At 68.3% G+C, this 12,091-nt stretch carries 11 protein-coding genes; 8 read left to right on the top strand and 3 right to left on the bottom strand.

The features are described from left to right. Window positions 1–14: 14 nt before the first annotated feature. Window positions 15–1,205 (top strand): RimK family alpha-L-glutamate ligase, encoded by a 1,191-nt coding sequence (locus V6K52_RS14565; RefSeq protein WP_353950836.1) that lies wholly within the window; start codon window positions 15–17, stop codon window positions 1,203–1,205. A gap of 104 nt (window positions 1,206–1,309) precedes the next feature. On the opposite strand, the gene V6K52_RS14560 is transcribed toward V6K52_RS14565, so the two are convergent. Continuing rightward, window positions 1,310–1,945 (bottom strand): TRIC cation channel family protein, encoded by a 636-nt coding sequence (locus V6K52_RS14560; protein WP_353950835.1) that lies wholly within the window; start codon window positions 1,943–1,945, stop codon window positions 1,310–1,312. Window positions 1,946–2,090: 145 nt separating this feature from the next. Here V6K52_RS14560 and V6K52_RS14555 point away from each other — a divergent pair, with 145 nt between their 5' ends. From V6K52_RS14555 to V6K52_RS14525, 7 genes are all read left to right on the top strand, one after another. After that, entirely contained in the window at window positions 2,091–3,248 is a 1,158-nt protein-coding gene (locus tag V6K52_RS14555; RefSeq protein ID WP_353950834.1) for a glycosyltransferase family 2 protein, read from the top strand. After that, complete coding sequence (locus tag V6K52_RS14550) at window positions 3,241–5,172, top strand: glycosyltransferase family 4 protein (protein WP_353950833.1); 1,932 nt, start codon at window positions 3,241–3,243, stop codon at window positions 5,170–5,172. The genes V6K52_RS14555 and V6K52_RS14550 overlap by 8 nt, the downstream gene beginning before the upstream one ends. Window positions 5,173–5,236: 64 nt before the next feature. Then, window positions 5,237–6,169 carry a lysylphosphatidylglycerol synthase domain-containing protein gene (locus tag V6K52_RS14545; RefSeq protein ID WP_353950832.1) on the top strand — a complete coding sequence of 311 codons (933 nt, stop codon included), beginning with the start codon at window positions 5,237–5,239 and terminating at the stop codon, window positions 6,167–6,169. Next, the gene (locus tag V6K52_RS14540; RefSeq protein WP_353950831.1) at window positions 6,166–7,134 is read left to right on the top strand and encodes a lysylphosphatidylglycerol synthase domain-containing protein; all 969 of its coding nucleotides are present in this window, start codon (window positions 6,166–6,168) and stop codon (window positions 7,132–7,134) included. Before V6K52_RS14545 ends, V6K52_RS14540 begins: the two co-directional genes overlap by 4 nt. 18 nt (window positions 7,135–7,152) lie before the next feature. Then, window positions 7,153–8,010, top strand: a complete 858-nt coding sequence (locus tag V6K52_RS14535) for a class I SAM-dependent methyltransferase (RefSeq protein WP_353950830.1) — start codon at window positions 7,153–7,155, stop codon at window positions 8,008–8,010. 30 nt (window positions 8,011–8,040) lie between these two features. Continuing rightward, window positions 8,041–8,979, top strand: coding sequence for a DNA-3-methyladenine glycosylase 2 family protein (locus tag V6K52_RS14530; protein WP_353950829.1), 939 nt, complete (start codon window positions 8,041–8,043; stop codon window positions 8,977–8,979). 344 nt (window positions 8,980–9,323) lie between these two features. Continuing rightward, entirely contained in the window at window positions 9,324–10,130 is an 807-nt protein-coding gene (locus V6K52_RS14525) for an RICIN domain-containing protein (RefSeq protein WP_353950828.1), read from the top strand. Between the two features lie 139 nt (window positions 10,131–10,269). Here V6K52_RS14525 and V6K52_RS14520 read toward each other — a convergent pair whose 3' ends face one another. Beyond that, window positions 10,270–10,881: a hypothetical protein gene (locus V6K52_RS14520; RefSeq protein WP_353950827.1), complete on the bottom strand. Its 612-nt coding sequence runs from the start codon at window positions 10,879–10,881 to the stop codon at window positions 10,270–10,272. Between the two features lie 57 nt (window positions 10,882–10,938). Then, window positions 10,939–12,087, bottom strand: a complete 1,149-nt coding sequence (locus V6K52_RS14515; protein ID WP_353950826.1) for a coenzyme F420-0:L-glutamate ligase — start codon at window positions 12,085–12,087, stop codon at window positions 10,939–10,941. Window positions 12,088–12,091 lie beyond the last annotated feature (4 nt).

The raw sequence follows: 12,091 nt of genomic DNA, 5'->3' as shown, positions 1-12,091 counted from the left end.
TGCAGGTACCCCACATGAAGCTAGCAATCCTCTCGCGCGCGCCCAAGGCTTATTCGACCCAGCGACTGCGCACCGCCGCCCTCGATCGAGGTCACGACGTCAAGGTGCTCAACACCCTGCGCTTCGCCATCGACCTCTCGGGGCCAGAGCCAGACCTGCAGTTCCGCGGACGAACGCTGTCGGACTATGACGCGATCCTGCCGCGAGTCGGGGCTTCGGTGACCTACTTCGGCACGGCCGTCGTGCGGCAGTTCGAGCAGATGGATGTCTACACACCCAACACCGCCAACGGGATCTCGAACTCGCGCGACAAGCTGCGTGCGACCCAGATCCTGTCGCGTCACCAGATCGGTATGCCGGCCACGACCTTCGTGCGCAACCGGGCTGATGTGCTGCCGGCCATCGAACGCGTCGGTGGTGCGCCGGTGGTCATCAAGTTGCTCGAGGGCACCCAGGGCATTGGCGTCATCCTCGCGCCCGACACCAAGGTTGCCGAGGCGATCATCGAGACCCTCCACAGCACGAGCCAGAACGTCCTCATCCAGAGCTTCGTCAAGGAGAGCAAGGGTCGCGACATCCGTGCGCTCGTCGTCGGCGACCGGGTCGTCGCGGCGATGCGTCGGACAGCCCAGGGCGATGAGTTCCGATCCAACGTCCACCGCGGCGGTTCGGTGGCTCCGGTCACGCTGGAGCCGGCATTTGAAGAGGCGGCAGTGCGCTCGGCCCAGATCATGGGGCTGCGTGTCGCGGGCGTCGACATGCTCGAGGGTGCCGACGGGCCGCTCGTCATGGAGGTCAACTCCTCGCCGGGGCTCGAGGGCATCGAGGCGGCGACCAAGCTCGACGTCGCCGGCGCGATCATCGACTACATCGGCAACCAGGTCGCCTTCCCCGAGATCGACGTGCGCCAGCGACTCACTGTCTCAACGGGATACGGCGTCGCCGAGCTCGTTGTCCACGGTGGCGCGGACCTGGTCGGCAAGACCATCGCGGAGTCGGGTCTGGAGGATCGCGACATCACGGTGCTCACCCTGCATCGCGGCACGACGGTCATCCCCAACCCGCGCCGGCGCACGACGCTCGAACCCGAGGACCGGCTGCTCTGCTTCGGCAAGCTCGAGGAGATGCGGTCGATGATCCCCGAGAGGCGCCGACGCCGGGCCAAGGTCCGCAAGCTCCCCAAGGCACCCATTCACGAAGCCTGACCCCTCCTTCGCCCCACACCCCCACCCCGGTCCCCCGTCCCGAACTCGCCAATTCCTCCCCTCCGGGACACGACACGCCGGTATGCCGTCCGCTTGCTTCGGCGTCAATGCTCGGCTCGTCGGCGGCGTCCGGTCTGCCAGTCCAGGGACCACGAGGACATGCGCACGGCGATGACGACTCCGATCGACACGAGTGCCGAGACGAGGACGGGGAGTTCCAGGGTGCGCAGGAGGAAGTAGCTGATGCAGCCCGGTATCGCGGCGAGAACGTAGAACGAGCCCGGCTTGAAGTGCTCCGGGGTCTCGTTGATGAGAACGTCACGGATGAGGGCACCACCGACGCCCGCGACGGCACCGACGAAGACGCAGGATGTCGGTGGCAGCCCCACGGTCATGGCTCGATCGGTCCCGAGGACTGAGTACATCGCCAGGGAAAGGGCGTCGAGCAGCGTGAAAGCGACGTCTCGTCGGAAGCGGAGCGGTCCGACGAGGGCGAGCAACGGCGCGACCAGCAGTCCACCGACGAAGGCCGACGGCAGCAGCCACGGCGAGGTGAGGGCTCTCACCGGCACCTGGAGGAGGAGGTCTCGGAGCAGCGCACCGCCGAGCCCGCCGATCACTGCAAGGAACAGGACGCCGACGATGTCGAAGTCCCGGCGGCGGGCAGCCAACGCACCGGCCAGCCCCCCGAAGCCGACGGCGACTGCGTCGAGCCAGAGGGGGATCGCGAGGACGTTCACGCGAGCAGGCTAGTCGGCGCACGGCATACCGGCGTCTGTGTCCCGGAGGGGAGGAATTGGCGAGTTCGGGACGTCAGCCATGCGTTCTTCGTTCCGGTCGGCGGGCTGCCGGTGAGAAGGTCACCGCCGGGTAGTCTCGGAGGCGATGAACGAGCATCCTGAGACCGAGGTCATCGCGACCACGGCACCCGCGCCCACCGCCCCTCCCGTTGCGCCCTCCGCCACGTCGGATGCGCCCCCCACCGAGCGCATCACGGTGCGCTCGGGTGAGCTCGCGGGCAGCAGCGACGACCCTGCGGCCCTCGGTGAGACGGGCGCAGGGGGCGAGCGCGGGTCCCACGCTCCACGTGGGCCGGCAGACGCCACGCCTGTCGAACCCGAGACTCGCTCCGCGCTGCTCGAGGACGGCACTCCGCGGCCCTACGTCACGATCGTGCTGCCCTGCTACAACGAGGGCGCGCACGTCCTCAAGGAGATCGACCGCATCACGGCGGCGATGAACTCGAGCGAGTTCACCTATGAGCTGCTGTGCATCGACGACGCGTCCACCGACAACACGCTCGAGGTGCTCGAGCAGGCGGCGCGCGACTTCGCGAACCTGCGGATCATGCCGTTCCGTCGCAACGGCGGCTCGGGCACGGCCCGTCGCATCGGCACCCAGCAGGCGCACGGCGAGATCGTCGTGTGGACCGACGCCGACATGACCTATGAGAACGAGCGGATCCCCGAGCTCGTGCGGATCCTGCGTGATGACGTGAGCTATGACCAGGTCGTCGGCGCGCGCACCACCGAGGAGGGCACCCACAAGTGGGCGCGTGTCCCAGCGAAGTGGTTCATCCGCAAGGTCGCGCAGTGGCTCACCAAGACCAAGATCCCCGACCTCAACTCGGGCCTGCGCGCGTTCCGTCGTGAGGTGTCGCTGCCCTATCTGCGGCTGCTGCCCGCCGGGTTCTCGTGCGTCACGACGATCACCATCGCGTTCCTGAGCAACCAGCACGACATCAAGTACATCGAGACGTCCTATGCCAAGCGCGCCGGCGTGAGCAAGTTCCACTTCGTCAACGACGCCTACCGCTACATCCTCCAGGTGCTGCGCATGGTCATGTACTTCGATCCGCTCAAGGTGCTCATGCCCCCGGCGCTGTGGATGATCGTCATCGGCTTCATCAAGGGTGTCGTCGACATGGTGCGTCACCCCTTCTACTTCCCGGCATCGACGGTGCTGCTCATCGTGAGCGGCATGATGATCGCCTCGCTCGCCCTCCTCTCCGACCTCGTGGTGAGGTCGAGAGACGGTGTTTGACGCGGACAACTCGGCCTCGCTGCGTCTCGCAGTCGTCGGGCCGACGCACCCATACAAGGGTGGCGTCGCCTCGCACACGACCGAGCTCTGTCACGAGCTCGCCGAGGCGGGCCATGACGTCACCCTCGTCTCGTGGAGTCACCTCTACCCGTCGCTGCTCTATCCCGGCGAGCAGGCCGTGCCCGGTGGCGCGCCGGACGTCGAGCCGTTCCCGCGCACCATCCGCTCGCTGTCGTGGGCGCGTCCCGACACGTGGGTGCGCACCGGTCGCCGGCTGCGTGACATGGACGCGATCATCATCGTCCACGTCATCCCGCCGGGCGTCCCGTCCAACCTTGCTGTTCTCCGCGCCGCCGGAGTCGGTCGCACGTCGAGCAGCGGACGTGGGCCTCGGTCGATCGTCATCGCCCACAACGTCCTCCCGCACGAGACTCGGCCTGGGGACCGCAGATTCATGGATTCGTTGTTCCGGCGCGTGGATTCCGTTGTCGTGCACTCCGATTCGCAGGCCAAACTCGCCACGGAGCTCGGGGCTGCTCACGTGCGTGAGCTCGACCTGCCACCGCACCTTCCCGGCGGTCCCCCGGAGAAGCACGTCGAGTCGCCCGGCCCCACGCGGCTGCTCGCGCTCGGGATCGTGCGTGATTACAAGGGTGTCGACCTCCTCCTCGACGCGATGCTCGACGTGCCCGAACTCCAGCTCACCATCGCGGGGGAGATGTGGGGCGACAGCGGCCGTCGGGTCAAGGAGCTCGCGGCCGACCCGCGACTGGCCGGACGGGTCGAGGTGCACAGCGGCTACGTCCCCGCCGACCGCATCGCCGCGCTCATGGCCCGCCACGACGTGCTGACCCTGACCTATCGCCACGCGACCGCCTCCCAGAACGTTTTGTTGGCCAAGCTCCACGGACTGCCCGTTCTCGCCACACACGTCGGCACCTTCGGGGTGCAGGTCCGTGACGGAGTCGACGGACTTCTCGTGCCGCCCAGTGACCGGGTGTCCCTGGTGGACGCGTTGCGTCGCCTCGCCGATCGTGGGTATGCCGGCCAGCTGCGTTCCGCTGTCCGCCCCCCTGATCTCAGCGGACCCTGGGCGCACTACGTCGGCGGCATCGAGGCGTTGGCCAGCACCGAGTCGGAGGCCCTGGTCGACGACGAGGAGCCCGAGACCGTGCCGCCGGACACTCCGGTGCAGCGGGCCAAGGACCTCGTCACCGCCGCCCGGTTGCGACGCCGCCGTCAGCTGCCCCTGCGGCCTGCGGACTTCCCCGAATGGGTGCGGGCCTCCGATGTGCTCGCGCTCGACACCGACGCCCTCGAGGCGCAGGCGTGGGCGCGAGAACTCGGCCTGCCCCGCTGCTCCGACGCCGTGTCCGCCTGGGCGGCACTCGGGGCTCTCGCCTCCGTCCTCCGCATTCGCGACGACGGCCGCCGAGGTGCGGTCATCGTCGACGAGTCGGGAACCCGCAGCCCGTTCTCACGATGGGCCCGGGCCCTGGGCTTCGAGCCGGTCGAACTCGAGCTCACGGGCCGGCGCACGTCGGTCGAGGTGCTCGACGTCGACACCGCCAGCCTCGACGTCATCGCCCGCCTCCACCCCGGCGGGTGTGGAGCGGACGACGTCGATCACGCTGTCGGACAGGCGTCCTGGGCTCTGCGCTCGGGCGGACTGCTCATCATCACGCTGCCCGTGGGTGAGGGTGATCCCGAGTGGGCCATCAGTCCCGCTGACATCCGCGGCGTCCTTGCCCGGGCCGACGACCTCGGGCTCGTCCTCGTCGGCGACGTCGACGGCGACATCACCGAGAGGATCCGGCTCGCGTCGGCGTCGGCTCGCGAGGTGCGCGCAGCGCAACCGGAGGCACGTCGGACAGGTGCGGTCCCGGCATACGGGATCCTGCGACTCACCTTCCGGCGCCGGTGACCTGTGTCGTCGGTAACAGCAGGCCAGCTGTGATGGCAGGGCCAGCGGTGACGGCGGCGAAGCCATGACGCGAAAGCGGTTGCTCGACGTCGTGCGGCTCGTCGTCGCGGTGCTCGTCCTGTTCGCCGTGGTGGTCGCGGTGTGGCGCAACTGGAGCGAGGTGTCGGCTCACCTGCGTGAGGTGCCTGCAGCGACCCTGGCCGGAGCCTTCGTCCTCGCCCTGCTCGCCCCGATCTTCAGTCTGCTCGGCTGGCGCGTCCTGCTCAATGATCTCGGCACGCGACTGCCGCTTCCGGCTGGTGCCAGCGTGTTCTTTGTCGGGCAGCTCGGCAAATATCTGCCCGGCTCGGTCTGGAGCGTCGTCGCGCAGGCCGACCTGGGATCGCGCCTGGGGGTGCCCCGTCGACGCATGGGCATCGTCGGGTTGCTCTCGATCCTGCTGTCCGTCCTCACCGGCGCCATCGTCGGCGTGCCCGCTCTGCCGTTGCTGCTCGCGCGGTCGGGGGAGGTCCGGTCGGCGTGGTGGCTTGCTCCGGCGGCAGTGTTGCTCCTGCTGCTCTGGCCGCGGGTGCTCAACTGGGGGATCGCACTGGCCCTGCGACTGCTGCGTCGTGAACCCCTCGAGCACGAGCTCACCGCACCCGCGATCGCGCTGACCTCGCTGTGGTTCGTCCTCGCCTGGCTGAGCGCCGGGCTCTCGATCCTCGTGCTCGCCCACGCCCTGTCGCCCGACACCCCGGTGAGCAGCCTTGTCGTGACCTCGATCTGCGGCTTCGCGTTGGCCTCGGCGATCGGGATGTTCTCGGTCATCGTGCCCGCAGGCGTGGGCGTGCGTGACGGCGTGCTGGCGCTGTTGCTCGGGGCGCTCATGCCGTTCCCCGCGGCGTTCGCGATCGTCGTCATCTCGCGCTTCTTCACGGTCGTCGCCGACGTCGTCGTCGCGGCTGTCGGCTGGGGATGGGCGCGCTCGCACCACCTTCTGGGATCGACGTCGTGACCTCACCTCGACGGATGTCGGCCCTCGACGCGGTGCGTGCCGCACTGCTCGTCGTCGTTCTCATCGCTGTGGCTGTCGCGCTGTGGCGCAACTGGGCGGCCATCTCCTCGCAGCTGTGGCAACTGGACTTGCGGGTCATCGGCGGAGCCCTTGTGCTCGGGCTCATCCCACCGGTGTTGACGATGCTCGGCTGGCGAGTGCTGCTGGCCGACCTCGGGACACGGCTGCCGTTGCCGCCGGCCGCCAGCATCTATTTCGTGGGGCAGCTGGGCAAGTACGTCCCCGGCTCGGTGTGGACCGTCGTCATGCAGACCGAGATGGGCCATCGGCTCCGGGTTCCGCGACGCCAGATGGCCACCGCAGGTCTGGTCATGCTGGCCCTGTCGGTCCTCGGCGGCGCAGTCGTCGCCCTTCCGGCGGTGCCGTTGCTGCTCACCGAATCGGACACCACCATGTCGGCGGGGTGGGGTGCTCTGGCAGCCCTGGTCGCGCTGCTCCTGCTCGTCGTGCTCTGGCCGACAGTGCTCAACGCTCTCATCGCTCGAGGGCTTCGGATGCTCCGACGCGAACCGCTCGAGCACGACCTGTCCGGGGCCGCCATCGCTCGCTGCATGGCCTGCATCATCGCCTCGTGGGTCGGCACTGGCGCCTCGGTTCTCCTGCTTGCCGCAGCCCTGGCCCCGGATGACCCGGGTTCGCTGGTGCTGGTCTGCATCAGCGGATTCGCTCTGGCCTCGGTCGCGGGCATGGTCGCCGTGCTCCTGCCAGCCGGCGTCGGTGTCCGTGAAGGGATCCTGTTCCTCCTGCTCACGTCGGTCATGTCTCCGGCGGCGGCCACCGCAGTCGTTGTCCTCACCCGTTTCCTCAGTGTCCTTGCTGACGTCCTGTGGGCCGCGGCTGGCTGGCTGTGGGCTCGCGCCCACCACCTCCTCCCGGCTGGGGGCCGCGGTGCCGTCGGTGGCTGAACACCTAAGGTTGCGCCCATGACCGGCCCTGAGAACTCGCCCTCACCTGCACCCCAAGTGGCCGCCCCACCCGGAGGGCGCCTCCTCGCGGTCGCCAAGATCGCCGCCGAGCGGCTGTTGTGGGCCCGGGTTGCCGTCCAGCGCCGGGCCGAGGCGCGCAAGGCGGTCACCCGACAGCCGCCCACTACCGTGCCTCCCACCGACGTGCTGCGCACCAGCGCGCAGTGGCAGGCCGCCAGGGATGAGGCGCGCCGGCTCCGGCTGCCATTGCACCGTGACCTGCCCAAGAACTGGGATGCATTGGGCGCCGTCGGAGCCGTCCTCAGCCTGGCCGGGGCCGGGGGTGCGCAGGCCCTGAACGTGATGGATGCAGGGTCGGCGCGCTACAGCCCGGTCCTGCCCTGGCTGCGCCTCTATGGCCTGGGTTCCGCCCCAGGCAGCCTCCTGGGCATCAACTTGGAGTTTGGGGCCACCGTGCATCGCGACGGCGTCGCGTTCCGACAGGGCGACGTCACGGCGACCGACCTGCCGCCAGCGTCGCTCGATGCGATCACCTGCATGTCGGTCATCGAGCACGGCGTGCCACTCAAGGCTTTCCTCGCCGAGTCGGCACGCGTGCTGCGGCCAGGTGGCGTGCTGTGCGTCTCGACTGACTTTGACCACGACCCGCCGGACACTCAGGGCATCACCGCCTATGGCGGCCCGGTGCGCATCTTTGGCCCCGACGACATCCGTGCCTTCATCGCGGACGCAGGGGCCGAGGGTCTGGAACTCGTGGGTGACGAGCCAGGGCTGCAGCATGCCGAGAGGCCAGTGCACTGGAAGCGCACCGGGCTCGACTACACCTTCATCCTCCTGACCTTCCGGCGCATCTGACGCCGTGAGATCAGTGTGGCAAGGGCGGTCGTGACCTCTCTGCCGGCGGGGAGCACCCGGGTGGTGGCGACGTCGCGGCCCGTGCCCCTCAGCGCTGTGGTCTCGACCTTCCGTCGCGGCGGTGGCGACCCGACGTCGTGGACCGACCGTGGCCGCACGTGGGTCTTTGCCTGGCGGGTGCCGACCGGTCCTGTGACCCTGCGGCTCGTCGCGCGGCCCCTGCTGGGTGAGGTCGCCGCCGAAGCCTGGGGCGAGGGCGCTGAGTGGCTGCTCGACCGGCTTCCGCACGTGCTCGGCGAGCACGATGACGAGGCCGGGTTCGAGAGCCACCACGACGTCGTGGCGCAGGCGCGTCGGCGCTTCGAAGGATGGCGGGTGCCGGCATCCGGGCTCGTCACGCAGGCGCTGATCCCCACGATCATCGAACAGCGAGTCACCGGCAAAGAGGCCTTCGCGGCATACCGAACGCTGGTGCGGCGCAACGGAACTCCCGCCCCAGGCATCGGTGCCGACCTGAAGTTGGTGGTTCCGCCGGAGCCGAAGACGTGGGCCCTCATCCCGTCGTGGGAGTGGTTGCGCGCGGGCGTCGACGGCGCGCGCTCCCGCCCTGCGGTCATGGTGGCGACCCGAGCGGGTCGTCTCGAACAGACGGTGGGTATGCCGTCCCTTGAGGCGCGTCGCCGTCTCGAGTCCGTGCCTGGCGTGGGTCGGTGGACCGCCAACGAGGTCGCGCATCGGGCGCTCGGCGATGCTGATGCGGTGAGCTTCGGGGACTACCACGTGGCGAAGAACATCGGCTGGGCGTTGACCGGGGTGCCGGTTGACGACGACGGTCTCGCGGAGCTGCTCGAACCGTATGCCGGGCACCGCTATCGGGTGCAGCGACTCCTCGAGCTGTCGGGCGCGATGAGGCCGAGGCACGGTCCTCGATTCACGTTGCCGACCCACCTCCCCGGCCGCCACCTCTGAACAGAGGCCCCTTTGGGACGCCTGCCCAATCGCCAAGGCTTGGCGTGCCCCTTGGTTCGGGCTCACGGCGGGACGGCGGTAACCACGGAACTTTTCTTCGTCAGAGACCTCAACGCGAAATCCGTGCCTTCATCGAAGGAGCAATCACATGTCCATGTCGTGTGAACACGGCGGACATCGTGTGAACACGGCGGACGACAATATCCCCAAAGGGCCGACCAAAGATCACTCCATGAAACCGAGCCGTTTAGCAGCGAAACTCAAGCCTAGTTAGCACCTGTGCGGGTGACCTGTCAAGCCCGTTGGCAAGTTCTCGCCACCTGCCTCGCCCAGTCGGCGGAGTGATGGCTACGTTGACGCGTGGAGAGCCAAAAGAACTCAGCCGATGGCCCTCTCTCACCCTGCAAATGCGTTCCCGGCAAATAACCACAGCCAGGGGCCAAGGAATTGAGGAGATCCACATGAGTAGAAAGTTCGGGCAGAATTTCTCATCAACCCGTCGCGCTTGGCTGGTTCCAGGAGCCTGCTTGCTCGGTCTTGCGCTGGGATCGGTTCCACAGACAAGTTCTGCAAGCCAGGGGGTGAGCGGCGATCTCCGCGGCAACGGTTCGAGGTCGGCCGTGTCCATGAAGCCAACCGTTGGTGAAACCGAAGCCCACCACCGGCTTGATGCCAAAGCCCCGGCGACGCCCGTCGCCCCAGATGGCGGCTTGGCTTTGGTCCGCGCTGGGGCAGCTGATGACGTCTACTATGTGCGCGCACCGCACAGTGGCAAATGCATGACGGTTCGCGGCGCCAGTCAGGCCGCAGGGGCAACGGTGGATCAATACACTTGCTTGGGACAAGCCAATCAACGATGGATACTCAGCTACGACGACGACATCTGGATGACGTTTCGCAACGTCAACAGTGCTCAATGTCTTTCAGTGAATGGCGGGAGCAGCGCGAACGGAGCGCGACTCATACAGTGGCCATGCAGTGGGCAATTGTATGCAAAATTCAGCTTCAACAACCCCGGTCAGATGCGGACGCGGACGAGCAGCGTGCGGAAATGCGTCGTGGTGAATGGCTACTCAAAGGCGAATAGCGCCTACCTCATCCAATATCCGTGCAGTAGTTCGTCACCGCAAACGTGGAGTCTGTTCGGATAGGTGCCCGCGCACGCCCACAAGGTCTCGCAGCAGGCGACTCCTGAAGTCGCCCGCGCGAGGGGCCGGACGTGGGGGGCCTGTTGGGAGGCTCACCACTGCGGAAAGTCGACATCTGCCCAGGCCGCGAGAGCGCGCACAGTCAGCGGGAGGGCATCGAGGAGAGCAGGGCAGCCAGTGGGGGAGGGCAGTCGTCGATCGTGAGGGCGGCTGCCAAGGCTCCCGCCAGCAGCTCCTTGCGACCGGCCGTGGTGCCGCCGAAGCGACGCAACTGATCGATCACCGGCCGTCCCTGCCAGGCCAGCTGCCGCTGGAAGGCCGAGAACGTGGCGTCGAGGTCGAGGTTCGCGAGCACGGCGAGAGTTCCGTCGACACCGAGAGCGCGCATCAGCTCGTCCTCGAGATCCCGGCGGCAGACCTCGAAGCCGAAGTCCGGCAGTGTCGACACAGACGGTTCCACGGCGACTTCCGGACCTGTCGGCACGCAGACGGCCCTTCCGTGTGCCGCGAGGGCCCTCACGAAGTACGGCGCCTCCTTCTCGTCGCACAGTCCGATGACTCTCGGCCGCGGATCGCGCTCGGCGGCAGCCGCAAGGTGATGGCGAATATTGGTGGCCCCGCCCATGTCCACGAGAACGCAGGGCTCGTCGTCGGGCCGGACGCCTCGTGCCGCGCGGAGGGCACGGATCGCCGCGACATCGCTGGTGCCCTCGAGGAGGACCCAGGTCGCGGGGGAGTCGAAGCCATCAGCCATTGGTACGAGCCTCGCTCATCCCACACGGTGCCGCCACGCAATTGGGCTGATCGCAGGTCAAGGACCGGGGGAGAGGGTCGCAGTGACGGAGTGCTCGGCGGTGGGCTCACCCGTCAGGGTCGGGTGCAGATCCTCGCTCGCCGCCGCGATCTCGAACCGCTGGGCGAGCCGCCCCAGGGCGAAGTCGTCTGCCGCCCCCAGCGTCACGGTGGCCACGGCCTCGGGATCGCCGTGGACAACGTCGAGCTCAAGGTCGACGCTGGCGTCCTCATCGGCGAACAGGGTCAGCGACACCACCCGCGCAACGCGATCGGCGAAGGTCTCGGCTCCCACCGAGCGGATCCCGACCCCTTCCGAATCGGGCGACCCGGGGGCAACACCCAGCGCCTGACGCAGGGCCTCGACGTGCCCGAGCGCGAACCAGTCGCCAGCCCCTGTGCGCACGAGTTGCCCCGCGCCAGAGGCGAACTCTCCCGTGGCGTCTGCGGATGCGGCGGTACTAGCCGCCGAATCCGCAGACGCTGCGGCGACGTCTGTCGCGACGAACCAGGACTCCGGCAGACCGCGCACGACGGCCACAGCCACGCCGTCGGTCTTGCCCTTGACGAGGTCTGCCGCAGCGGCGATCTCGTCTGCCACGGCGCGGGCGGTCACTGACATGAGCCGCCCGTCGGCGTCGACCTCGCCCCGGTGGTCGAGCAGCACCCGCAACCCGGCCGAACCCAGCGCGAAGTCGGTCAGACCTGCACGCCAGGGCCGACCGGCGGTGTCGCTGAGGATGACTGCGAGAGGTGCGCCGGACGGCATACCGGACAGCTCAAGCAAGCCAGAGCGCACCGTGCGCGCACACGTGTCGGGATCGCGCGGCAACAGCAACAGCTGGTCTGACGGACCGGTGTTGGACGCGTCGATCCCGGCGGCGGCCATGACCGGCCCGGCGACGGACTCGACGACGCGAGTCACGCGATCGCCGACCGAACGCTCGGCCACGACGCGCACCGACTCGCTCAGCACCAACTCAGTTTTGTCCGAGCCAACAGCAGTGAGCCCCAACGCTTTTGAGACGATCTTGCTCGACACGACAACCGCGTCGCCTGGTTCGATGCCCGAGTCCCCGAGCGCGGCCAGCACCAGCTCGGCCACGTCGTCACCACGCTGGACCTCGGGCATGCCGAGGACAGGGATGATCGTCAGCGACCGGGTCAACGGA

Origin of the sequence: Knoellia sp. S7-12 (assembly GCF_040518285.1) — a bacterium.
Taxonomy (GTDB): domain Bacteria; phylum Actinomycetota; class Actinomycetes; order Actinomycetales; family Dermatophilaceae; genus Knoellia.
This window is presented reverse-complemented; position numbering and strand designations above follow the sequence as displayed.